Genomic DNA, 24,140 nt, shown 5'->3' with positions numbered 1-24,140 from the left:
TGAATATCCAGTTTTTCTTGATTTCGTTATCAGGTTTCGAATAATAGGCAACTTTACCACAAAAAATTATCATCACTATGTCCCGACTCTTTATTGCCGAAAAACCCAGCCTTGGCCGTGCCATTGCGGATGCTCTGCCCGGAACCAAGAAGCGTGAACCGGGCTGCATTCGTTGCGGAAACAACGATGTAGTGACTTGGTGTATCGGACACTTATTGGAGCAGGCCGAACCAGATGCTTATGATGAAAAGTATAAGAAATGGATCATGGCGGATCTGCCGATTATTCCCCGGCAATGGCAGCTCAGGGCACGTAAAAGCGCGGCGAAACAGTTAGGGGTGATCCGGCGGCTGATAAAAGATGCCGAAGAGATTGTTCATGCCGGAGATCCGGACAGGGAAGGGCAATTGTTGGTGGATGAGGTTATCGATTATCTGAAAGTCAGTCAGACAAAAAAAGCTCAGATCCAGCGGTTGCTTATCAATGATTTAAATTTACCGGCAGTGAAAAGAGCATTGAGTCAGATGCGCTGTAACCGCGATTTCATTCCATTGTCAGTATCGGCTCTGGCTCGTTCCAGAGCCGACTGGCTGTATGGTATGAATATGTCCCGGGCTTATACGCTCCTGGGGCAAAAGGCCGGGTACCAGGGGGTACTTTCTGTCGGTCGGGTACAGACTCCGGTATTAGGGCTGGTGGTTCGGCGTGATGAAGAAATAGAGCATTTTGTCCCTAAAGATTATTGTACTCTGTATGCTTTGATTCCGTATCAGAATGCTGAGCAGAGTTTTGATATTCGTGCCCGCTGGAAACCGAGTGAAGCTTGTCGCCCGTGGCAGGATGAAGAAGGCCGGGTATTGAACCGTAAACTGATTGAGAATGTTGCTGGTAGGATTTCCGGGCAGACGGCTACAGTCACTGAGTCTGAACAGAAACGAACCCAGCAGACTCCACCGTTGCCTTATTCGCTGTCTGCTCTGCAGATTGATGCGGCCAGACGTTATGGGATGAGTGCGCAGGAAGTATTAGCAGCCTGTCAGTCTTTGTATGAAAAACATAAGCTGATCACTTATCCTCGTTCCGATTGCCGGTACCTCCCACAGGAACATTATGCTCAGGCCGCTATCATACTGGAGGCTATCCGTCATAATGATAAGTCACTGGAGGAACAGGCTACGGAAGCGGATCTGTCGTTACAGTCCAAAGCATGGAATGATAAAAAAGTCGATGCTCACCACGCTATTATCCCAACGCCGAAGCAGATGTCTTTGCATGTATTGTCCGGAAGTGAGCTGAAAATTTATCAGCAAATAGCCCGACAATATCTGATGCAATTCTATCCAGCAGCCGTATATGCCGAAGCTAAACTGATTTTTGATATTGCTGGTGGTTGTTTTATTGCAAAAGGAAGGCAACTGGTCGAAAAAGGCTGGAAATGTCTGCTGGGAAAGGTCACCGATGAAGATGATGGTGTTGAAACGGTTCCTCCGCTGGATAAAGGTACACAGCTAATCTGTCGGGAGGGAGAAATTAAAGACAGAAAAACAGAACCCCCCAGACACTTTACAGAGGCGACGTTATTACAGGCGATGACAGGAATAGCACGCTTTGTTGAAGACAGAGAACTGAAAAAAATTTTGCGCGAAACGGACGGGCTGGGAACAGAAGCGACCCGAGCGGGTATTTTAGACACACTGTTTAAGAGGCAACTGTTAAAGAGGCAGGGAAAGAGTATTGTGAGTAGTGAGGCTGGAAGAGCATTAATTCATGCCTTACCTGGGGAATCTACTTACCCGGATATGACGGCACGCTGGGAGCATCAGTTGCAGGAAATTGCAGAGAAGAATCAGGCTTATCAGCCTTTTATACAGTCTTTGGAACAGCAAATAACCATGTTGATGCAACAAGTCAGGCAGGGCGTGGTTCCGGATTCGCTGAGAGGATTATCGAACGTGGCTTATATCGGATCAAATAAGCGTAGAAAGTCAAAACGAGGCTGACTGAGATTAACTTGAACTTATTTTATGCTTCAGCTAATACTTATATCAGTAAGTTATTCCGGCATACGGCAATGCTTACATTAGAGATCTCATTTTTAGTATTTCATTATTATCTCACTAAAGAATTACTTGAATTTAACACTAAAATATCATTTGATAAACATATCATAAATACAGAGAAAACGCTGATTGAGAGGGTTTGATGGAACTGTTTGCTGATCATCGGACACAGAGCAAAGATGCTCCGACAGAGTCCGGGCTGAAACCACTCCAGCCATGGAAAGTATTGCTTGTTGATGATGATGAACAGATGCATCAGGTTACCCGTCTGGCATTGAGTGGATTTACTTTTCAGGATCGTGGCCTGCATCTTATTTCTGCTTACTCCGGAGTAATGGCAAGAGAACTGCTGAGTGAACATAATGATATTGCCATCGCTTTGATTGATGTGGTCATGGAAACAGAACATGCGGGGTTGGATCTGGTTCGGTATATCCGGACAGAGTGTAATAACCGCCTTATCCGGTTGGTGTTACGTACTGGTCAGGCGGGTCAGGCTCCGGAAGATGTAGTCATAAAGGAGTATGAAATTGATGACTACAAGGAAAAGACAGAGCTGACCACTCAAAAATTAAGAACTTTACTCTATTCAATGCTGAGGGCTTATCGTGATCTCTGCCTGATAGAGGATCAGAAACAGGGATTAAGTAAGGTTATCCGTGCTTCTGCCAATGTGCAAAATACCACTACACTAAAAACCTATGCGGCTTCAGTGCTAAGTCAGCTTACTTCTTTGCTGAAACTGAACGCTTCTGCTTTTTACTGTATCGTTCAGCCAGACCCAAGCGGGGAAGAATCCCGAGCCCTTACTCTGGCTGCAACCGGTGATTATATCGATTTCTATCCTACCTGTTCATTTGAGCTGTTACCGGAGGTCGTAGCGGGGAGGTGTCTGGAAGCCATCGAAAGTAAAGCAACCAAAAGCTATTCCGATGCTTATGTCTTTTACATGACAGATGAACATGCTGTCACCAGTATTCTCTATATTAATCTTGAGCGTGAGCTTGCTGAGCTGGATAAGCAGTTGCTTGAAATTTATATGCAGAATATCGGGCTAACGTTTGAGAATATTAATTTGTTAGTTGACTTAGCTGATACTTCTAAAGAACTGGTTTACAACCTGGCCAATGCGGTAGAGGCCAGGAGCCGGGAAACCGGAGCACACGTCCAGCGGGTTTCACTGGTCAGTGCAAAACTGGCAGAGCTGTATGGTCTGTCAGAAAAAGAGGTAAACCTGATAAAGCATGCATCACCTCTGCATGATGTGGGTAAAGTTGCTATCCCTGATCGCGTACTGCATAAGCCGGGTAAACTGGATGCAGAGGAGTGGGGAGAGATGAAACGGCATGTGGATTACGGTGTCGATATTCTGAGCCGTTCCAAACGGAGGCTGATCTCTGTAGCGAAAGAAATTGCCGGAACCCATCATGAAAAATGGGATGGAAGCGGATACCCTAACGGCATCAGCGCAGAAGAGATCCCTGTGGTCGGACGTATTACGGCCCTGGCTGATGTCTTTGATGCTTTAGGTTCAAAACGTTGTTATAAAGATCCTTGGACAGAAGATGAGATCCGGCAAGAAATAATGGCCCAACGCGGAAAACATTTTGAGCCTAAGCTGGTGGATTTAATGATTGAAAACTGGAATGACTTTCTGCTAATCAGAGATCTTCATCCCGATTAGCAGGTGGTATTCTGCATTACTTTCTCAAATTTTTTTCTCAAAAAAGGCCGGTTTATCCGGCCTTTTCTCCTTCGGAACCCTCAGATAAAGTCGTATTTTCTTCGATGGTCATCGGCAGTTTTTCCGGTACGGTAAAGGTAAAGTGAACCCCTTTATTGATTTCCGACTCAAATTGCAATGAGCCCTTTAGCTTTTGATGAATCAGGTTAAATACCAGATTCAGTCCCAGTCCTGATCCGCCTTTCCCCCTTTTGCTGGTAAAGAAAGGTTCAAATATTTTCTGGTGCAGGGATTTATCGACTCCGGAGCCGTTATCCAAATATTCGAAAATAATATTGTCATCTTCTTTTTTGAACTGGATCTCAATGCTTGGCTCAGATTGCTGGGTAAAGGCATGATTTACACTGTTCAGGATCAGGTTGGAAATAACCTGTGTCAGAACACCGGGAAGGCTGTTCATCGTCAGTGTTTTATCACCATACAATCTGGGCTCGACAGGGACTTTACGGGTTTCCGGATGAACACTGGCGATTAGAGCTTGTAATACTTGATGTATCGTGAATTCACTGCGGCTTTCGGAAACCTGATCAACCGCAGTTTGTTTAAAGTCCCGTATCAGCCCGGCAGCCCGGTTCAGGTTACTTTCCAGCATAATGGTACTGTCATCCATCCGCTGCATCAGTTCGGAAAACTGGGTACTGGTCAGGGTCTGTTCGGCAAAGGCACGATTAAGTTCGTCTTTAATATCATTGATAACGGATGCGGCTGTAACGGAAATACCAAGGGGGGTATTGACCTCATGAGCAACACCGGCAACCAGACCACCTAACGCAGCCAGTTTCTCTGATTCAATCAACTGACTTTGTGTGTCTTTCAGTCGTTGCACACTGGCTTTTAAATCTTCGGTTCGTTCGGCTACTTTTAGCTCAAGACTGTTGTTTAGGTTTTCCAGATCGACCAAAGCCTGCTTCAGAACAGTAATATCAATGGCTGTACCGCGGAAACCGAGGAACTGTTCATTTTCATAGTTAGCGATAGCCTGAAACAGTAGATAGCGGGTATCACCATTTATAATCAGTTGTTCCTGACAGAAATTAAAACTTTGCCTGCTGTGCAGCTTATTCAGCAATTTTTCAGCATGTTTAAACAGAGGGATTTCGGCAAAGACAGGACGGTTTAGTGTATTGACTCCAATGCCGCTCTGCATTTCATCCGATGCGTAAACAAGGGCTCCGGTATGGTCTAATTCCCACAGCCAGTCTGATGAGACATTAGCAAAATCAGAGAATCTTCCCTGTTCATAGCGAATGTTTTTATAAAATGTGGTCAGCCTGGATGTGATACGGTTGGTTTCGTCTCCCAGCCAGACGATTTCATCTTCTTTATCCATAATCCAGCGTTTGTGGGGGAGTACCAGAGGTTCGCTGGGATGGCGGGGATTGTAGTTTCTCAGATATTGAGCAACGCTAAAGATTCTTTGGTTGATACTGGCGTGTACAACCAGCAGGATCAGGTAACAGACAATAGCCGTTTTAATGCCATTAATAATAAGTGTGGTCAGAAATTGCTGCAGAAGATAGTTATAGATAGCCTGAGCATCTGATTCAACATACAGGGTTCCCAGAAATTCAGGATCGACGCCCTCTACGGAATAATAAATAGGGTATTCATGCGATATAGCATAGTCTTCCAGCTTTTTTCCTGATGTGAATTTTTCATGTAATGTATTAATTTCTAAGTAATTAACTCGGGGGAGATTCACCAGCCCGTCCAGCCTCTGCTGAAGCATGACCAGGTCAAAATTCCATAGAGAGGAGGCCAGAAGAGGCATATGAATGGTTTCTACTTCATGATGCCGCCGTTCCACTCCACTGTATTCTCGGTTGTAATCCCAGGATAACTGCAATAGTGTCGCTGTCAGTGTAACGACACTACTTAACAGAACCATAATGATAATGATCCGTCGGCCGATACGACTGAATAAGGGACTCATCTCACTGTCTTCGAATCGCTTACTTTTATTCATTATTATTCCTGTTTATCCGAGCTAAATTTTAGTATAGCTCTATTACTCCATGAAAGATTGTGCATTCTCACGATAATACGAGCACTGTCCGGTGTAAGAATAGCGATGGAGTATAGACCTCGATTTATGCTAATGGTTTCCGGGAGATGCGTGAATGTGCCGGATAAGCCATTTAGAGAGTCGGAAGAGTGTGAGAAAACTCCTGAAATGAAGAACTTGACGTGGATTATAAGGCAGATGCATTGTGAACCGATCCCTGGATGTATATAGTAAGATTAAGTCGTACTACGTTCGGTTAACAGAAGATCTTTTATGCTAAAACCGGTTCAGAAAGAATCTCTGATCAAACCTTATATCCCTCGTATTTTCAGGCATATGGGGGTGCAGCTTGTTTTGATTTATTTGATAGTCTTTATCTTTATTTCAATCCTTTCGGTTCCTTTTTCCAGACAGCATGCACAATCTGTTTCTCAGCAGGCACTAACCAGAGTTGACCAGTACTTCGATCAGATTATTAATGATCTGGATTATCTGCTGCTGGATGAAAACCAGAATTTATCATGTGAAGAGTTATTGGTTCCCCTACGCAGGGGCGTTTTTCAGTCTGATCGGGTTAAAGAGATTGGAGTATTTAATGATAAAGGGCGGATATTCTGCACAAGTAATAACGGAACCATATCTTTTTATCTGTACCGGACAATGCTGGAGAGGATCAAAAATAGTCCCTACCACAGAACATTGTCCTATACGACGACCAAACTGGCTAAAGAAAAAAGTATCATCCTGATGTTTAGAGATGGTGGGCAGGGAAATGGCATCAGTGTGCTAATCCCTCCGCGCTATGTGTTACTGCTGATCGATGAATTTCTTTCCCGGCATCATCTGGATTATGATATCAAAGTGATTACGCGCTCACTGCAGGAGCAGAGTCTGCCAGGCAGTACTCGTATCGCAGTCAGCTCCTCGGCTGAATATCCTCTGGTTATCGAGCTGTATAAGCAAGATCATTACCTTCTTTATTATATGCTTTCCAATAGCTGGATAGGCTTATTGATTGCGGGGTTGGTTTGCGCGTTGTTTGCTTTACAGCGGAATAAAAAGTTGTCCAGCAATGCGTTGCCGATTTCACTGGAAAGTGCGTTGCAATGTGGACATCTTGAGCCGTACTATCAGCCGATTATTAATCAAAAAGAAGGACATATCGTCGGAGGTGAAGCCCTTCTACGCTGGAATGATCCTGTTCAGGGTATGATCTCTCCTGAAATTTTTATTCCTCTGGCAGAAAAAGTCGGATTAATAGAAGAGATAACTCATTATGTTATCGAGCAGGTCTGTCTGTATCTGGATTCTCATCGGGAATGTTTTTCTGACAGATATATCAGTGTCAATATTAGCCGCTCTGTTATCCTCCGGGATTCATTTATCAATAATGTTGTATCTGTGTTTCGTTCCCGACCTGAACTGGCCAGTCGTATTGTTTTTGAAATAACTGAAAACAATGATTTTACGGAGCAGGATTTAGATGTGCTGCGCAGGCAACTGGCAGTTGTTACCGGGTTGGGTATACGTCTGGCTGTGGATGATTTCGGAACCGGTTATTCGGGCCTGAATTTTATCCGTCAGTGTGAATTCGATTTTCTTAAAATAGACCGGGTATTTGTGAAAAACCTGTATGAGGAATCCAATCTTATTCCGGTTCTGAAATCAATGCAAAGGCTAGCAGAGGATCTCAATATTGCAGTTATTGTTGAAGGAGTTGAAGAGAGTGAACAACTGAAGATTCTGAATTCGCTCGGCTTTACCTACATTCAGGGTTTTTATTTTTCCCGACCTCTTCCTGGCGATGAATTCAGTCAACTTTTTTAGCTGGTCTGATAGGGTTATACCTTTTATACCCCTTTAGGGGGAGAGGCAAAACTGCCGAATTCAGGTATGCTCTGTTGCTATAAATCGTAATGAGGTTGCTGTATATGAGTAAATCAATCCATGGGCATAAGGTAATGAATCTGCTGGCAGCAGCAGATAAGGTGTTAAGTAAGTCAGAGTTACTTGAAGAAATCAGGCGTACTTTTGGTTACGATGCCGTTTACCATACCTGTTCGGCTGAAGGGTTGTCTGCAGAAGACTTGATTGATTTTCTACTTAATAAAGGTAAGTTTATAGAATCGGATACCGGGCTGACAATGCCTGCCGATAATCGTTGTCATTAAATCACAATACCCGGAGTAACGTTTTCAGCTTACGGCTCTGGCGTTACTTTTATTTTATGGTCTTCTCAGGCTTCCATTCCTGAAGTGTGACCTCATTCTCCCAGAGAATCGGATCACAGGCATCTTCGGGGATCACAATAGATTTTGCCAGATTGGCCGGTATTTCCTGTCTTTTATCTATCACCATCTGATAGCCTTCCCGCATATGCTCACTGTCGAAGACGATGCGCTTCAGCTCTTCTAATTCGTCATCAGTAAATCCGGTATCGTAAAAGCATTTCAGCGCCAGTTGTTCTTCTTTCCACAGTGTTACTTGTCTGGGTGTTTGGGTTTGACCTGAGTCGGTTCCCATTCGGTCCAGAATTTTGGCCATTTGAGTATATGCGGCACGTGATTTTGGTGAATAGGGGAATTTGTAAGCAATATAAAGTTCCAGATCATCGCGAAACCAGTTGTGGTTAGAGTCACGGTTGAATGGTTTAACCGGCATAGCCTGAATAAACGGGGGCATAGCGGCTCTTTCTCTTTCAGACAAAATAGGGATATGAACTTTGGCGACCACTTCTGGCTCCCGCTGCATTTCATTCTGCTCTGTTTCCGGGGAGATATTTATAGCATCAATGGTTTCTGATTTACCTGTGGCTGGTGTGTCATCTTCTGTCTTGATGCCGAAAATAGCGACAATGATTCCAATAGCGAGGGTAAACCCAACAATTAAAAACTTAAAGAATTTCAAGGCCTGATCTCCCGGTCTTTTAATCTAAGTTCGGAAACTATAGTTGTTATATGCCAGTTTATACGTATATTTCTGTGGATGGGAGAGATAGGCTCACAAAATTAACAGACAATCAGCCGATGATAGTATTCCTGCCGATTGTCTGCCATTAAATGATCTTACAGGTGCATTTTATCTGCCAGTCTGATGACCCGAATCCAGTGCAAACGTTCTGCAAATAACAGGATAATTTGCAGCACCGTTGCGATAAGTGACAGTGTTGCGATCAGGTAGGTGATATTGGTAACCAGCATATAGCCGTGATTAAAGTCGTAAAGCATAACAGCATTAACCAGTAGCATGATTAACATAATCAGCTTACAGTAAAAATTATTACTCAGTGTCCAGTTCCGGCTTAATACTACGGTAATCCAGCCAATCAAGAGTCCAAGTGCCGCACCGACCAGAATATCTGTTGGCCAGTGAACTCCGACGGCAATCCGGGACAGACAAACCAGAGCTGCGAGACCTAATAGCCATTTATGCCATCTTTTGGCCAGAGCAGAACACCAGAGTACCGCTGCCGATACGGCAGTGGCACTGTGACCGGAAGGAAAAGAATTCTGTTTATTTGCGTGTCCGATCAGGTGAAAGTCTTCCAGAGTCAGTACTGCTGGTGGCCTCGGGAAAGAAAACAGTCCTTTCAGTCCCTGAATAACAAGGAGTGCAATGACTGTTAAAAGTAATCCCTGCAGCATGACCTTATGATAACGACGGAACAAGAATGGAAATATTGCGAAAATGATAACGCCGTCACCCAGTATGGTGAAAAAACTCCACAAGGTGTCCGGAAGATTTGAAAATAAATGGTTTAATCCGATAAATATCCGTTGATCCAGTTTAAGTAAAGCAATTAAACCGGCTGCCTGAATAAGGAACCAAAACTTCTTTTTGTCAAATTCGAAGGTATGCAAGATCAATTTTCCTCTGAAGCAGTCTGTATCTCGATCAATGATACGTTTCCGCGTTGATAAACGACGTTATAATCTGAAAAATTGTGTAGGCGACTAGTACGGGTGAAAACCCAGTCGTCAGGTTCCGGTACTTTTGTCGGGGTTGGCTGACCGAGATATACGGAAAAAGAGGGCATATTTACGTTAAGCATAGTGACATCTTTACCGGCGGCTTTTGCTATCAGAGCGGCTTCTTTTACCGGTGCCTGCTGAGCATCAGAAATGATGGGAACAACGACATTCAGTATCAGATAAGCGGAACTGATACCGATAATAAAGGTTCGGCTTACTGTTGCTAAATGTTCTCGGAAATACCATAAAGCAGTACAGACAAGAAGGATGACTACGATGGACAAATAGTAGCTCCAGTCGAAGTGAGGACGAACCAGAGCAAAAATAAATTCGTTATCACTGCCTGCTTTTACGCTCGAGAAGGCCAGTATGGCAGGCAGAACCAATAATATTCCGGCAAAAATAATCAGTGGCAGAAGCAGGGTACGATGCTGTCTGTTATCTTCAATACTTTGTCCCATTAGAAACCACAGCGGCGGGATCCCATACATCAGATAATGAGGAAGCTGGGTCTGTGAAAATGAGAAGATAACAAAGGTAATAGCAAACCACAGGTACATAAATTGGTTTACCGGTGTACTCCAGTGTGTTTTAACCTTAAATAGTGCCCGCAGTAACACGCCACTGAAAGGAAGACAGATAAACAGAAGTACAGGGATATAAAAGAACGGACTGCCGCCATGGCTTTCCATCGTACTGCTAAAACGGCCAACATTGTGTTTCAGTATGAATGACTGCAGAAAATCCCAGCCCTGTGTGGCTGTAATAGCAATATACCAAGGTAGAGCAATGGTTAGAAAGACCCCCCAACCGGGAAAGAAGAATACAGCTTGTTTCCACTTTGTCCACTGTCTGCTTTTTATACAGAAAAGCGTCAGCAGAAGGAAAGGAATAGCGGCTGCAACCGGCCCTTTGGTTAAAAAGCCTAGCCCCATCCATAAGTAGGTCAGATAGGCTCTTTTGGTGGACGGGGTATCAAGATAACGCCAGATGGACAGATAAGTCAGTGTCATAAACATGTTCAACAGGGCATCAGCGGTTGCAGCCCGGCCGATGACCATAGAGAACAGAGAAAAAGCACCAAACAGAGCGATTGTCTGGTTATTTGTGCGGATAAAATCCTTAGCGAAACGATAGATCGCAATAATCCAGATGCTGGCAGCCAGCGCGGACGGGAAGCGCAGTCCCCATTCATTCAGGCCGAAGATTTTAATACTGATAAGCTGACACCAGTAAATAAATATGGGTTTGTCCCCTCTGAGGTTTCCGTTCAGATAAGGAGTAATCCAGTCACCTCTGAGCTGCATATCCATGGTTGCTGATGAAAATGCGCCTTCATCCAGATCAAAAAGTGGAAAGAGCCCAAGCTGAAAGAAGAAGGCAATAAATACCGTAAAAACCAGCAGGAAATATGGGTATAATTTAAGAGGATTATCTTGCACGCTTGATTCCTATGCACTCATTCCGCGGACAGTAACAGAACCTAATATAATAAAACACAAAGTTGTTATTATGAAATGTTAAATGCACTAAATGAGTTGGTCGGACATAGTTGTCGGATGATTATGAGGTATATAAATATATGTCAGGTCTTATTGGGGTAAGGTCGGTGGGCGATAATAGCCTTTCAAATCTGTTTTACTGACGATTAATTCATCTAAAGAAAAAGTCTGCTCTACGGGAGATGGGGCGACTTGAATCATATAGGAACCCTTATAAAAGACAGCAAATCGAATTAAATAATAGCAGTTAGCAGAAGCTTTATTGACGCACACAGAAAATGGTCAATGGAAGTGTGAGTGACTTAATATTTAATCTGAATTTTTTCGGTTCAGGATTCCGGACAGGGAAACGCCCGTGACTATTATTATTTCCGCCCTATGTAGAACAGTGATGTACCTCATTTTGAAGTTTCTTAGTCATATAAACAAGTAAACCCCTGACGAATCAGGGGTTTACTTGAAAGTGGCGGAGAGATAGGGATTTGAACCCTAGGTACGCTATTAACGTACGCCGGTTTTCAAGACCGGTGCTTTCAACCACTCAGCCATCTCTCCATAATTGCAGGGATGATATAAGGCAATGATCGCCTTGTAAAGCCCTGAAGTAACTGTTTGATGAATAAATGTGCATTTAGGTGCAAAAACACATCTATATCTGAATAATGGTCGGTCTGACTGGATTCGAACCAGCGACCACTGCTCCCCCAGAGCAGTGCGCTACCAAACTGCGCTACAGACCGTAAGTGGTTCTATTATAACTTAATGTTCCCGATTATAGAAACGTTTAAGTTCAGCAAGTCCTTGCATTAATACAGATAATTTGGGGCTTGCGTATTTTTTCCGCTGGTAGTGGGTATCATATTCTTTGTAGTTACCAAACTTATCAACCACGGTTGTACTTTGATCCGTAATCAGTGCCATTTCCCTGGCATCACCGGCTAATATCCACGGACGTTTATGCAAAGCAAACAGGTTGATACCACTGCTGTATTCATAAGGTTCGGATACTACCCCTAGCAGATCTGGCAGTAGGGTTGCTGAAAGGTCAAAATGGCTGGATTCCTGAGTGTATTCCTGAGCATTTTTCTCTGGCCAGTGCATAACGAATGGTACTTGTAGCTGATAACGGCTGTAATTGGTATTTGAACCCCAGTTTCCGTTCTCAGTCTCATTGAATTCTGTACCATGATTTGAAGTAATGATAACGACTGTATTATCCATGAGCCCTTTGTCTTTCAGGAGGCTCAAAACCGAGCTGATATACTGATCCGATACGCCTGCTGCCTCAGTATAGGCCGATATCAGGCTGTTTTTCGCTGTGCGAGTTGTTTTGTTTTTACTGAAACTTTCAAATTCATCCATCGTAGAAAGCTGAATAAAACTGAACCACGGAGAGCTGGATGTATTGTCAAGCCAGCTTGTCCAGTCTTCAATCGCTTTTGAATCACTGGTATTGATGGAATCTTCCTGCGCGACTTCGGAGGTATTGAAAATGGTCTCATAATAGATAGGGTCTTTAAAATTATCCCCACTAAAGAGTCCGAATTTATAACCTTCTTCTTCCAGCATGGTAAGTAACAACGGGGATGTCCCCTGAGCTTTGATGCTATCGGCATAGCTGTTGGGAATGCCGTAAAAAAGGCCGAATACACCATAACTGTCATTACTTGCGCTAAAGTGATTGGTATAGTTCTGGTTGTTTCTGGCAAACGCTGTAGTGGCCGGCATGATACTATCCTTCAGCATATCAGAGCGCAGATTGTCAACCAATAGCATAAGAACATTGTATTTTTTACTGCGACTGCCGAATTGCAGCTGTTCCAGCGGATAATTCACCAAATCGGTGGCATTTTCATTCTGTTTTCTGCGTTTCAGATATTCTTCCCGATCCAGTAAACCATGTTTTTCCATAAATGTTTTTGCCGTCATCGGATATGACAAAGGAAAGTTTGCTTTCTGGCTGGTAACCGGGCGGTAAAAATAGGCATCAGACCAGATATAGATCAAATGGCTACTGATAAAACAAAGGAAAAATACGGCAGTAATTGGACGGCCGATATGTTTGTGAGATAGTCTTCTTTGCTTACGCCAGATCCATCCGGACAGACCCAGTTCCAGCAGGAAAATAATCGGAATCACAATAAACAGCTGTTGCAGGTCAGTTGCTATTTTACTTTGCTCCCGATTAAGTAATAGCTCCCAGGTTACTGGATTTAAATGCTGATAAACCTGAGGATAGGCCTGAGTATCAAGTAAAAGAGCAGTAAGGCCTATCGTTGCAAAACAGGCCGCAATGATCCGAAACAGTTGCTTAAAGGGGAGAACGAATGTCAGCGGAAACAGGACAAGAATATACAGAGCAAAAACCAAAAAACCGAAATGTCCTACCCAGGATAAGACCAGATAAGTCTGTCCTAAAAGCGTTTCTGGCCAGGGAGATTGAGAAATATACCTTGTGCCGATAAGCATGGTGGCGATAATGTTGAAAAAAGCAAACCAGTGCCCCCAACCAACTAAACGCGAAACGCGCTCACCATATGTGTTTCCGCTGTCTACCATCTGTTCTATCTTGTCCGACTAATGAGTCTTACTGTCTTCAATCGAAGACTGTAATGCATGAGCAAATTTTTCAGCGATGCTCTTCCGCTGCGATGCAGGTACGTTTCCGTTAATAATATTGGTTGCGATATTTCCGGCAATCATCAGTGAAAGTTCTGCGTTGGCATTGTGCTTATCCAGCACGGCAGAAATTTCTGCAAGGATAAGTTCAATCTGTTCGTCGCTGTATTTTGATGTAACTGGCATAAAAACTCTGATAATGATAGTGAAAGCGGCTTATGATAACCTACAATGCTTCATAACTGAAACCTGAACAATAATTTATTCGCTATGAGTCTGATTCTTTCTAATGTCATTTTACATCAATTAATCAAAAACGATCAGGATGAACTGGTTGTAAATTACCGTTCCGAAGCCCTTTCACATAATGTTTCTACGGAAAATCTGGTGGCTGAGCTACATCGGGTCTTTAATGCCAAAGCTGGTAAAGGTTTTGGCTCCTTTCAGTCTGACAGTGATTTTCAGAACTGGTTGCAGGATCTTCGCAAAGGAGAGGTGAATTTTTATGATTTCTCCCAAAACTGTGCTGAAAGACTGAAAAATGAACTGGCAAAGTATCCGTTTGCTGATGAAGGTATACTTGTTCTTGCTGACTATCAGTCACTGGCAACTAATTATCTATTTATCGCTCTGTTACCGTCGAATCAGAGCCTGAAAGTTACAGAAGGTCTGGATATCAGTGCAACGGACTATTTAGATATCAGCAAGATGGATATCGCAGCGAGAATCGATCTCTCTTCTTATGAGACGGATGTGGAATCTAACCGCTATCTTACTTACATAAAAGGCCGGGTAGGGCGAAAAGTTGCGGATTTTTTCCTCGATTTTCTGCAGGCTGAAATCGGGCTGGATACCAAACAACAGAATCTGGTGCTGGTACAGGCGGTGGACGATTTTTGTCATGATGCCAAACTGGATAAAGAAGAGACTAACCAATACCGTAAGCAGGTATTTGAGTACTGTAATGAGCAACTGAAATCAAATGAAGAAGTTGAAATTCGTGAGCTTTCAGCCGAATTACCGGCCAGTGAAACCGGAGCCAGTTTCTTTGAATATACTCAGGCTCAGGGATACGAGCTGGAAGAGAGTTTTCCGGCGGATCGTACTACGGTGAGAAAGTTGACTAAGTATGTGGGAGCCGGTGGCGGTGTAAGTATTAATTTTGACAGCATGCTGTTGGGTGAGCGGATATTTTATGATCCTGAGACAGACACTCTAACTATCAAGGGGACTCCGCCTAATCTTCGTGATCAGCTTACGCGACATAACGACTGAAATATAGGGATAATAAGGGCTGGCAGGCATTAGATGGCAATGATCTATTTGCTGAAACCGGCGAAAACAAGCGGTTAAATACTTTTTTGCATAATAATGCAAAAAATGCTTGTTTTTCGGTGGAGAAATCATTCAAGATGAGTGAGTTTAATTCTAATTTCAACACGGAGTGTATCAAATGATGAGAGTGGGTTTAGTCGGTTGGCGTGGTATGGTGGGTTCTGTACTGATGCAGCGTATGGTGGAAGAGAGAGATTTCGATCATATTGAGCCTGTTTTTTACAGCACATCTCAGATCGGTATTCCTGCGCCTAGCCTTGGCAAAGATGCTGGCCTTCTGCAAGATGCATTTGATATTGAAAGCCTGAAGAAGCTTGACGCTGTGATCACCTGCCAGGGGGGGGGGTATACCGAGAAAGTTTACCCAGCTCTGCGTCAGGCTGGCTGGAAAGGCTACTGGATCGATGCGGCATCGACTCTGCGTATGGAGAAGGATGCAATCATTACTCTGGATCCGGTTAACCTTACTCAGATCCAACAGGGCATCCACTCCGGTATCAAGACATACGTTGGCGGTAACTGCACAGTCAGTCTTATGCTCATGGGGCTTGGCGGTCTTTATGAAAAAGGACTGGTTGAATGGATGAGTGCAATGACGTATCAGGCAGCCTCTGGTGCAGGTGCTAAGAATATGCGAGAGCTTATTTCTCAGATGGGTGCTATCAATGACTCTGTCAGCACCGAACTGGCGGATCCGTCCAGCTCCATTCTTGATATTGACAGAAAAGTTGCTGAAACCATTCGTTCTTCTTCTTTCCCTACGGAGCAGTTTGGAGCTCCTCTGGCAGGTTCTTTGATTCCATGGATTGATGTGAAACGTGAGAATGGTCAGAGCAAAGAAGAATGGAAGGCTATTGCTGAAACCAACAAAATTCTGGGTCGTCAGGATAATCCGATAGCCATTGATGGTACTTGTGTGCGTATCGGTGCAATGCGTTGTCACTCTCAGGCTCTGACTATTAAACTTAAGCAGAATGTACCAATGGATGAGATTGAAGATATCATTGCATCGCATAACGACTGGGTTAAGGTTATTCCGAATGAACGTGATATCACAGCTCAGGAACTGAGCCCGGCAAAAGTAACCGGTACGCTTTCTGTTCCTGTTGGTCGGCTGCGTAAGCTAGCCATGGGGGATGATTTCCTGAATGCTTTCACTGTTGGTGACCAGCTTTTGTGGGGAGCCGCTGAGCCTCTGCGTCGTACGCTGCGTATTCTCCTGAATGAAAAATAAGTTTATTGTTCATATCGTTATTCCCGCTATTCGTGCGGGAATAACCCTTTTCTTCTGACAGACGTGTTCTATGCTGTCGGCTTCTGTTTTTTGTCTCTGCGTCTGGGACTACCAGCTTTTTACGCTGTTCTAAATAGTGTAGCTAAAAAATTTAACAAAAAATCCGGATACCTGTTGTTAGCGTGTTGATGTTGTCTATACTACTCACTGCAAGTGGCACGAAAAAAAAGTGTTTCAATACTACATTTTTCTGTAAATTATGTAATTTCATTACATGATTGTTTGTGTGTTGTCTGTTGTAAACCTGAGCAGATTCTTTTTTGAGCGAACGGATTCATATTTATTTCCTGGTTCAAAATAATATGTTAGATTGGCGTCCGAAGGAGTTAGGATAAGCAGTAAGGGCTAGACATAAGTTCTGCCAGATTAATTTTTTATAACTGATCTGAGTCAATTCTTTATGAGTCCTGAAATACTATACTCCCGGCTGAAAGCTTTTTACTAAGAATGTAGTGTTTTTTCATATCCCGTTACAGAACGGTTCAACGTGTCAGGATTGTTGATTGATGTGAACAAAATGTAGGCTGAATGTAATCATTGGCTCATGGTTACGGCTTAGCAGGCTTACTTGGAAGTTTTTATATTTTTAATGTTTTTATATTTATTGGAGATTCATTATGCCTGTAACAAATTTGGCTGAACTTGATGCTCTGGTTGCTCGCGTTAAAGCGGCACAAGCAGAATTTTCTACTTACTCTCAGGAGCAAGTAGATAAAATTTTCCGTGCAGCATCTCTGGCAGCTAACCAAGCTCGTATTCCTCTGGCGCAACAAGCGGTAGCAGAATCCGGCATGGGTATTGTTGAAGACAAAGTAATCAAGAACCACTTTGCATCAGAGTACATCTACAACAAGTACAAAGATGAAAAAACTTGTGGCATTCTTGAAGAGAATGACAGCCTTGGTACTATGACCATCGCTGAACCTGTAGGTATCATCTGTGGTATCGTTCCTACAACTAACCCGACTTCTACTGCGATCTTTAAATCTCTGATCTCTCTGAAGACTCGTAACGGTATCATCTTCTCTCCACACCCACGTGCGAAAAACTCTACTAATGACGCAGCTAAGCTGGTTCTTGATGCAGCTATCGCAGCGGGTGCTCCAAAAGACATCATTGGTTGGATCGACCAGCCTTCTGTTGAGTTGTCTAATGCTCTGATGAAGCATGATGATATTGCTCTTATCCTTGCAACTGGTGGTCCAGGCATGGTTAAAGCTGCGTACTCTTCAGGTAAACCAGCAATCGGTGTAGGTGCGGGTAACGTTCCTGTTGTTATCGATGAAACAGCAGATGTTAAGCGTGCAGTTGCTTCTGTACTGATGTCTAAGACTTTCGATAATGGTGTGGTATGTGCTTCTGAGCAGGCTGTCATCGTTCACGATGCAGTTTATGATGAAGTTAAAGAACGTTTTGCTTCTCACAAAGGTTATGTTCTGAGCAAATCTGAAGCAGACAAAGTTCGTAAGACTATGTTTAAAGAAGGTGCTCTGAACGCTGCTATCGTTGGTCAGCCTGCAACTGCAATTGCTGAAATGGCGGGTGTGAAGGTTCCGGCTGATACTAAAGTACTTATCGGTGAAGGTACACAGGTTAAAGGTGAAGACGAATTCGCTCACGAAAAACTGTCTCCTGTTTTGGGTATGTTCCGTGCTTCTTCTTTCGAAGATGCTGTTAAGCAAGCGGTAGACATGGTTGAAATCGGTGGTATCGGTCACACATCTGGTCTGTATACTGACCAGGACGTAAACGCTGACCGTATCAAATACTTCGGTGACAAGCTGAAGACTGCACGTATTCTTGTAAACATCCCGACTACTCACGGTGGTATCGGTGACCTTTACAACTTTAACGTTGCACCTTCTCTGACTCTTGGTTGTGGTTCTTGGGGTGGTAACTCTATTTCTGAGAACGTAGGTCCTAAGCACCTAATCAACAAGAAAACTGTTGCTAAGCGAGCTGAAAACATGTTGTGGCATAAACTACCTAAATCAATCTACTTCCGTCGTGGCAGCCTGCCAATCGCTCTTGGCGATCTGGAAGGTAAAAAACGCGCATTCCTTGTAACTGACCGTTTCTTATTTAACAACGGTTATGCTGATGAAATCGTTAGCCTGCTAAAAGCACAAGGTATGGAAGTTCAGACTTTCTTCGACGTAGAAGCAGATCCGACTCTATCTGTTGTTGAGAAAGGCGCTGAAATGATGCGTAGCTACCAGCCTGACGTGATCCTGGCTCTTGGTGGTGGTTCACCAATGGATGCTGCGAAAATCATGTGGGTAATGTACGAGCACCCAGAAACTGCATTTGAAGAACTGGCTATGCGCTTTATGGACATCCGTAAGCGTATCTATAAGTTCCCTAAAATGGGTGCAAAAGCTGAGCTGGTATGTATCACTACAACTTCTGGTACAGGTTCTGAAGTTACTCCATTTGCAGTTGTTACAGACGACAAAACTGGTGCTAAGTACCCACTGGCTGACTACGAGCTGACTCCTAACATGGCTATCATCGATGCTAACCTTGTTATGAACATGCCTAAGTCTCTGACAGCATTCGGTGGTTACGATGCAGTAACTCACGCTCTGGAAGCTTACGTTTCTGTACTGGCGAATGAATACTCTGACGGTCAGGCTCTGCAAGCGCTGAAACTGCTGAAAGAATATCTGCCTTCAAGCTATGCGAATGGTGCTAACGATCCAATCGCTCGTGAGAAAGTACACAACGCAGCAACTATTGCTGGTGTTGCATTTGCGAACGCATTCCTGGGTGTGTGTCACTCAATGGCTCACAAAATCGGTAACGCATTCCACCTGCCTCACGGTCTGGCGAACGCACTGCTGATTGCTAACGTTGTTCGTTATAACGCAAACGACAACCCAACTAAGCAAACTGCATTCTCTCAGTATGACCGTCCGCAAGCTCGTCGTCGTTACGCTGAAGTCGCTGACCACTTGGGTCTGTCTCAGGCTGGTGACCGTACTGCTCAGAAGATCGAACGTCTGTTGGGTTGGTTGGATGAACTGAAAGACAATCTGGATATTCCTAAGTCAATCAAAGAAGCTGGCGTAGCTGAAGCTGACTTCCTGGCTCAGGTTGATGAGATTTCTGTGGATGCGTTCGATGACCAGTGTACTGGTGCGAACCCTCGCTATCCTCTAATCTCTGAACTGAAAGAAGTTCTTCTGACTTCTTACCACGGTAAAGCGTACGTTGAAGGTGAAACTTTCGAAGGTACAACTGTGATTAAGAAAAAAGCGGATCAGAAGCCTGCTGAGAAGAAGTAAAATTTGCTGACGAAGCATTCGTTAGTCAATAGTTCTTACTAAGAACATAAAGCCCGCCAGAATGGCGGGCTTTTTACGATTTGTAATAAATCAGACTTCTGCAGCCATTACCCTGCCACTGAAATATTCGTTCGAAACAATATATTCAGTACTTCGGATCAGTTCATCTCTCATTTCTGCCCAGTGATAATTTTCATCATTACTGGCGGAGTAGAATGGAGCAGGCACAACACCGCCTACCCGAATATTAAACGGAGTCAGTTCCCGTGCCCAGCTTTGGGTTAGTCCGGCCACAATGGATGTCGCGTGCTCATAGCCGGTAAGGTCATCCAGCTCCATTTGTGACAGCATATTAATGATCACCCCGTTCTTAGCGTGAGTTCGCATGCGTTGTGCACTTGCCTGACCAAAGCTGAACAGCGATGAGGCGAGCATAGAGATGGCTCTGGAAAAATCTTCCGTGCTGGTATCGCTGGTGAGTGAGGGAAAGGGGTAGCTGGGCCAATAGTTAATCAGCACATCAGCACTACTGCCACAGCGTGTTTCGACAAAATCCAGCAGTCCCTGAATGCTTTGAGGCGTGTAATCCGCCAGAGGATAGACAGAAACAGAATCAGAGACGGGGCAACAGCTGAGAGCGGTTTGCTGCAAAAGAATCGTGTCTGCATCGGTAATGACAACCTTTGCTCCTAACGAAGCAAAGTGATGAGCAAGTGTGCGGCCGAGTAATGAGCCTGCAGATGTTATAAGAACAACGGAATCCTGTATATTCATATTGTTAACACTCCGAGTGAGCTTTCTTCTTATGTTTTTACTTACTGACGAATAGGTCATGGTTTGCCTGATACTTTACTGCCTGGCTGATGTTTTATCGCTTAGTTAATAGTTAGCATGGTAAATAAAACGTTACTTAAGTGTGAAGAAAACGGTAAAACAGGACGGATAGATCAGGAAATATACAATACTTTGCGATACCTCACGTTTAGTAAGGAAATGAATTTTACATGCACAGCTAAAGAGAGAAGCAGATAGCTATTAGTGGAGGCTGAGTCATCAGGCATAAGCCTGTATCTGTTGAGAGCGTCTGGCAACAATAAGTTTATGATATAACTCATTATCAGGAATGGAGTTTTTTTTGGGCACGGAAAGACAACGTTGTTCGTGTAGGGATAAGTTGCGGAAAACTTCTTCACCAAGGTCATAGGTATGTTCAGGCATGTAAGCCAGAGCATCAGGACATAAGTCACTTTGTAGTTGAGCCTGAGACAGACCACCTTTGTGAAAACTATCAGCAATGGCAGATGCTTTTGCGTAAGAGCCTGCATCCGAGCGTAGTTTCCGGGCGGCTGGAACGCAAAATTGCTGGCGTAGAATCTGATCTGATGAATCGGTTTCCGTCAGGATGGAGACCGGTGTTATTTCCCGGACATCGTTGGAAAACATGGCCAGAAGTAGTGCAAAATCAGCTCGTTGACCATTTTCAACCGCACGGTTTACCTGCTCACCAAACAGCAGCTCATTAATGGCCGGAGGTGTTTTAACCGGGGTGGTTTCCGGGATGGAAACCTTGATTTCTAGGTCCTGAAACAGCATAAAGACTCCTGAGTCGATGTTTATGTATCGTCACCGACTCAGAAAACTTTAGTGAAATTAAGAGGATTAACTTTTCGCCGGTTTCAGCTGGCTTAGTACAAACAAGCCGGCAGAACAAATAACGACTGACGGCCCCGCAGGTGTATCATATTGCCATGATAGCGTAATTCCAGCCAATACCGAGATCATACCAAGGCAGGAGGCAATACTTATCATCTGCTCTGGTGTGGAAGCGTATTTTCTTGCTGTAGCAGAAGGAATGATCAGTAGTGATGTGATGATCAGAGCGCCAACAAATTTCATCCCTACTGCAATAACAATTCCGACCAGAAGCATCAGTATCAGTCGCATTAACTGGATATTGACACCTTCTACTGCTGCCAGTTCTTCACTGGCAGTGGTTGCCAGAAGAGGCTGCCAGAAGAGGCGCAGAATAACCCCTATGACAATCACTCCACCATAGATGAACCAAAGGTCACCGGGAGTGACGGAAAGCAGGTCACCGAACAGATAACTCATCAGATCAATGCGGACATTGTCCAGAAAACTGACGGCAACAAGGCCAAGGGACAGAGCACTGTGGGCAAGAATACCCAGCAATGTATCGGTTCCTACCATCTGCCTTTTCTGTAGTGCAACCAGAATAACAGCAATAGAGATGGTACACAGTACCAGAGCCAGATACAGATTAATATCCAGCAGAAAACCCATAGCTAGCCCCAGTAAAGAGGCATGTGCGAGAGTATCACCAAAATAAGCCATTCTCCGCCAGACAACAAAAGATCCCAGAGGACCTGCGATAACAGCGATACCCAGTCCGGCCAGGATCGAAGGAAGAAGAAACTCAATCATGCTGACAATGTCCGTGGTTATGCTGATGACAGGTAGCGGCTTCGCCATCAACCGGATATCCAGACAAATCATGATGGCCATTGTGATGGTGACGGTAGAATGCCAGAGACCCCCCTTTATGAGCACCGAATAGGGCGATATAAGACGGGTGTCTGGAAATGGTTTCCGGCTCACCGGAGCAGCAGACATGGTGATGAATGCAGATGACAGTATCGGTCTTAGCCATAACCAGATGCAGATCATGGGAGACCATCAGAATAGCACAGTTAAAACGTCTGCGAATGGCATCTATAAGGTTATAAAGATCAATCTGTCCCTGAACATCGACACCCTGAGCTGGTTCGTCCAAAACCAGTAAGTCCGGTCTTTGCAGCAGAGCCCGGGCCAACAGAACCCTCTGACTTTCACCTCCGGATAAATTGTGCATATTATTTTTGAGCAGGTACTCAGCACCAACCAGCCGGAGGGCATCAATGCGTTCCTGATGGCTGTATTTTCCTGCAAGTTGGAGGAAACGCTCTACATTTAAAGGAAATGTATCATTGAGATGCAACTTCTGTGGAACATAACCGATGCGCAGTTGTTTTGGCTTTTCAATGTGACCGGAATAATTCGGTTGCAGGCCAAGAAGGACTTTGATTAGGGTGGATTTTCCGGCACCGTTAGGACCGATGATCGTGGTGATCTTACCCTTATGCAGTTCCATATTGATGGTGTCGAGGACTTTCCTTCCGGAAAACTCAACACAGATATCAGTCATCTTGACTAAAGGAAACATTAATAAATCTCATTTGCAATGTATGTGTGTTATAATATAACATCAAAGTCAATCCTGATACTACTTACAAAGGAATCATTAATGCTACGTTACTTATCTGCTTCACTGCTGGCCAGTGTTGTCGCTCTTCCTGTGCAGGCGGCTAATATTGTAACCAGTATAAAACCGTTACATTTTATTACTTATGATATTACATATGGCGTTAGTGAGCCTGAATTGTTACTGAACGCAAATGTATCGCCTCACACATATGCTTTAAAACCGTCTGATATTAAAAAGATAGCAGAAGCAGATTTAATGATATGGTTTGGTCCGGAGCTGGAATCTTTTCTCAGTAGCGCTGTGAAGAAAAGTGCCACTGATTTGGAATTGGGTGCATCAGAAAAACTATCATTAAGAGAGTTTGGAGATGAACACGATTCTCACGAAGAGGAATCTCACCATGCCACTCATGAATCTGAAGAACATGAGCATGAAGAACATGAGCACCATCATCATGGAACACATGACCCACACATATGGTTAGGGCCGGAGCAAGCCAGACAAGCGGCAGGGATTATTGCAGAAAGACTGGCGGAAGTCGATCCTGAACATGCGGCTATTTATCGTACTAATTACCAGAACTTCATCAGTGAACTGGACCTGACGGTTGCTGATATCCGTAAACAGTTGGAACCTGTTAAGCAGTATGGCTACTATGTGTTCCATGATGCCTATGGTTATTTTGAAGATTACTTCGGTATGAATAAACAGGGTCATTTCACTGTTAGTCCGGACAGAAAGCCGGGTGCAAAAACCCTGCTACATATTCGGTCAGAACTGGAAGAAGGTAAAGCAAAATGCGTTTTTTCTGAACCTCAGTTTAAGCCTGCGGTTATCGAAACGGTTGTCCGTGGCAGTAACGTTGGCTCAGGAAAATTGGATCCGTTAGGAACGGATATCGCGGTAGCAAAAGGCAGTTACTTTGCGTTCCTTCGTTCAATAGCCGATGGCTACAGTCAATGTCTGGGACAATGACAACCATGTAAACAATAACAACTATGTAAACAGCAACAGCTATGTAAGGAGTACTGGCAATATGGCGGGAGGAGCGTTGTATT

General features: G+C 44.0%; 18 protein-coding genes and 2 tRNA genes. 8 read left to right on the top strand and 12 right to left on the bottom strand.

Features of this window, described 5'->3' with window-relative positions; translation table 11 throughout:
• Positions 1-77: 77 nt before the first annotated feature.
• Both CSW98_RS03555 and CSW98_RS03550 read left to right on the top strand, forming a co-directional pair.
• Complete coding sequence (locus CSW98_RS03555; protein WP_100799054.1) at positions 78-2,000, top strand: DNA topoisomerase III; 1,923 nt, start codon at positions 78-80, stop codon at positions 1,998-2,000.
• A gap of 202 nt (positions 2,001-2,202) precedes the next feature.
• Positions 2,203-3,744, top strand: coding sequence for a response regulator (locus CSW98_RS03550; protein WP_100799053.1), 1,542 nt, complete (start codon positions 2,203-2,205; stop codon positions 3,742-3,744).
• A gap of 52 nt (positions 3,745-3,796) precedes the next feature.
• Here CSW98_RS03550 and CSW98_RS03545 read toward each other — a convergent pair whose 3' ends face one another.
• Complete coding sequence (locus CSW98_RS03545; protein ID WP_100799052.1) at positions 3,797-5,770, bottom strand: PAS domain-containing sensor histidine kinase; 1,974 nt, start codon at positions 5,768-5,770, stop codon at positions 3,797-3,799.
• Positions 5,771-6,082: 312 nt separating this feature from the next.
• On the opposite strand from CSW98_RS03545, the gene CSW98_RS03540 reads away from it, so the two are divergent.
• Both CSW98_RS03540 and CSW98_RS03535 read left to right on the top strand, forming a co-directional pair.
• Positions 6,083-7,636 (top strand): EAL domain-containing protein, encoded by a 1,554-nt coding sequence (locus CSW98_RS03540; protein ID WP_100799051.1) that lies wholly within the window; start codon positions 6,083-6,085, stop codon positions 7,634-7,636.
• A gap of 104 nt (positions 7,637-7,740) precedes the next feature.
• Positions 7,741-7,980 (top strand): YecH family metal-binding protein, encoded by a 240-nt coding sequence (locus tag CSW98_RS03535; protein WP_100799050.1) that lies wholly within the window; start codon positions 7,741-7,743, stop codon positions 7,978-7,980.
• A gap of 49 nt (positions 7,981-8,029) precedes the next feature.
• On the opposite strand, the gene CSW98_RS03530 is transcribed toward CSW98_RS03535, so the two are convergent.
• From CSW98_RS03530 to CSW98_RS03500, 7 genes are all read right to left on the bottom strand, one after another.
• On the bottom strand, positions 8,030-8,716 hold the full coding sequence (locus CSW98_RS03530) for a hypothetical protein (protein ID WP_100799049.1): 687 nt from the start codon (positions 8,714-8,716) through the stop codon (positions 8,030-8,032).
• 158 nt (positions 8,717-8,874) lie between these two features.
• Positions 8,875-9,669: a phosphatase PAP2 family protein gene (locus CSW98_RS03525; protein ID WP_100799048.1), complete on the bottom strand. Its 795-nt coding sequence runs from the start codon at positions 9,667-9,669 to the stop codon at positions 8,875-8,877.
• A 2-nt stretch (positions 9,670-9,671) separates the two neighbouring features.
• Positions 9,672-11,222 (bottom strand): ArnT family glycosyltransferase, encoded by a 1,551-nt coding sequence (locus tag CSW98_RS03520; RefSeq protein WP_100799047.1) that lies wholly within the window; start codon positions 11,220-11,222, stop codon positions 9,672-9,674.
• Positions 11,223-11,746: 524 nt separating this feature from the next.
• Positions 11,747-11,837 (bottom strand) — tRNA-Ser (locus CSW98_RS03515).
• Between the two features lie 108 nt (positions 11,838-11,945).
• Positions 11,946-12,022, bottom strand: a tRNA-Pro gene (locus CSW98_RS03510).
• Between the two features lie 19 nt (positions 12,023-12,041).
• Positions 12,042-13,841, bottom strand: coding sequence for a DUF3413 domain-containing protein (locus CSW98_RS03505; RefSeq protein ID WP_100799046.1), 1,800 nt, complete (start codon positions 13,839-13,841; stop codon positions 12,042-12,044).
• A gap of 18 nt (positions 13,842-13,859) precedes the next feature.
• Positions 13,860-14,087 (bottom strand): YejL family protein, encoded by a 228-nt coding sequence (locus tag CSW98_RS03500; protein WP_100799045.1) that lies wholly within the window; start codon positions 14,085-14,087, stop codon positions 13,860-13,862.
• Between the two features lie 84 nt (positions 14,088-14,171).
• On the opposite strand from CSW98_RS03500, the gene yejK reads away from it, so the two are divergent.
• The 3 genes from yejK (at position 14,172) to adhE (ending at position 19,817) form a co-directional block, all read left to right on the top strand.
• Complete coding sequence (gene yejK / locus CSW98_RS03495) at positions 14,172-15,176, top strand: nucleoid-associated protein YejK (protein WP_100799044.1); 1,005 nt, start codon at positions 14,172-14,174, stop codon at positions 15,174-15,176.
• Between the two features lie 181 nt (positions 15,177-15,357).
• Entirely contained in the window at positions 15,358-16,470 is a 1,113-nt protein-coding gene (asd, locus tag CSW98_RS03490) for an aspartate-semialdehyde dehydrogenase (protein ID WP_100799159.1), read from the top strand.
• A 677-nt stretch (positions 16,471-17,147) separates the two neighbouring features.
• Positions 17,148-19,817 carry a bifunctional acetaldehyde-CoA/alcohol dehydrogenase gene (adhE, locus tag CSW98_RS03485; RefSeq protein ID WP_100799043.1) on the top strand — a complete coding sequence of 890 codons (2,670 nt, stop codon included), beginning with the start codon at positions 17,148-17,150 and terminating at the stop codon, positions 19,815-19,817.
• Between the two features lie 90 nt (positions 19,818-19,907).
• On the opposite strand, the gene CSW98_RS03480 is transcribed toward adhE, so the two are convergent.
• The 4 genes from CSW98_RS03480 to znuC all read right to left on the bottom strand — a co-directional run bounded on the left by CSW98_RS03480 (position 19,908) and on the right by znuC (position 23,040).
• Entirely contained in the window at positions 19,908-20,591 is a 684-nt protein-coding gene (locus CSW98_RS03480; protein WP_100799042.1) for an SDR family oxidoreductase, read from the bottom strand.
• Between the two features lie 279 nt (positions 20,592-20,870).
• Positions 20,871-21,410: a VC2046/SO_2500 family protein gene (locus CSW98_RS03475; protein WP_100799041.1), complete on the bottom strand. Its 540-nt coding sequence runs from the start codon at positions 21,408-21,410 to the stop codon at positions 20,871-20,873.
• A 66-nt stretch (positions 21,411-21,476) separates the two neighbouring features.
• Complete coding sequence (znuB, locus tag CSW98_RS03470; protein ID WP_100799040.1) at positions 21,477-22,262, bottom strand: zinc ABC transporter permease subunit ZnuB; 786 nt, start codon at positions 22,260-22,262, stop codon at positions 21,477-21,479.
• Entirely contained in the window at positions 22,255-23,040 is a 786-nt protein-coding gene (gene znuC / locus CSW98_RS03465) for a zinc ABC transporter ATP-binding protein ZnuC (protein ID WP_100799039.1), read from the bottom strand. The genes znuB and znuC overlap by 8 nt, the downstream gene beginning before the upstream one ends.
• Before the next feature lie 18 nt (positions 23,041-23,058).
• Here znuC and znuA point away from each other — a divergent pair, with 18 nt between their 5' ends.
• Entirely contained in the window at positions 23,059-24,057 is a 999-nt protein-coding gene (znuA, locus tag CSW98_RS03460) for a zinc ABC transporter substrate-binding protein ZnuA (RefSeq protein ID WP_100799038.1), read from the top strand.
• Positions 24,058-24,140 lie beyond the last annotated feature (83 nt).

The sequence above is a fragment of the Vibrio sp. HA2012 genome (assembly GCF_002812955.1).
GTDB lineage: Bacteria > Pseudomonadota > Gammaproteobacteria > Enterobacterales > Vibrionaceae > Vibrio.
The sequence above is the reverse complement of the archived record's forward strand: the minus strand, read 5'-3'. Positions and strand labels throughout refer to the sequence as shown.

Bases quoted from the DNA above. Each gene is read 5' to 3' on its own strand.
- yejK (WP_100799044.1), top strand. From the start codon at position 14,172: ATGAGTCTGATTCTTTCTAATGTCATTTTACATCAATTAATCAAAAAC.
- CSW98_RS03545 (WP_100799052.1), bottom strand. From the start codon at position 5,770: ATGAATAAAAGTAAGCGATTCGAAGACAGTGAGATGAGTCCCTTATTC.
- CSW98_RS03540 (WP_100799051.1), top strand. From the start codon at position 6,083: ATGCTAAAACCGGTTCAGAAAGAATCTCTGATCAAACCTTATATCCCT.
- CSW98_RS03535 (WP_100799050.1), top strand. From the start codon at position 7,741: ATGAGTAAATCAATCCATGGGCATAAGGTAATGAATCTGCTGGCAGCA.
- CSW98_RS03550 (WP_100799053.1), top strand. From the start codon at position 2,203: ATGGAACTGTTTGCTGATCATCGGACACAGAGCAAAGATGCTCCGACA.
- znuA (WP_100799038.1), top strand. From the start codon at position 23,059: ATGTATGTGTGTTATAATATAACATCAAAGTCAATCCTGATACTACTT.
- znuB (WP_100799040.1), bottom strand. From the start codon at position 22,262: ATGATTGAGTTTCTTCTTCCTTCGATCCTGGCCGGACTGGGTATCGCT.
- CSW98_RS03475 (WP_100799041.1), bottom strand. From the start codon at position 21,410: ATGCTGTTTCAGGACCTAGAAATCAAGGTTTCCATCCCGGAAACCACC.
- CSW98_RS03505 (WP_100799046.1), bottom strand. From the start codon at position 13,841: ATGGTAGACAGCGGAAACACATATGGTGAGCGCGTTTCGCGTTTAGTT.
- adhE (WP_100799043.1), top strand. From the start codon at position 17,148: ATGCCTGTAACAAATTTGGCTGAACTTGATGCTCTGGTTGCTCGCGTT.
- CSW98_RS03555 (WP_100799054.1), top strand. From the start codon at position 78: ATGTCCCGACTCTTTATTGCCGAAAAACCCAGCCTTGGCCGTGCCATT.
- CSW98_RS03480 (WP_100799042.1), bottom strand. From the start codon at position 20,591: ATGAATATACAGGATTCCGTTGTTCTTATAACATCTGCAGGCTCATTA.
- asd (WP_100799159.1), top strand. From the start codon at position 15,358: ATGAGAGTGGGTTTAGTCGGTTGGCGTGGTATGGTGGGTTCTGTACTG.
- CSW98_RS03500 (WP_100799045.1), bottom strand. From the start codon at position 14,087: ATGCCAGTTACATCAAAATACAGCGACGAACAGATTGAACTTATCCTT.
- znuC (WP_100799039.1), bottom strand. From the start codon at position 23,040: ATGTTTCCTTTAGTCAAGATGACTGATATCTGTGTTGAGTTTTCCGGA.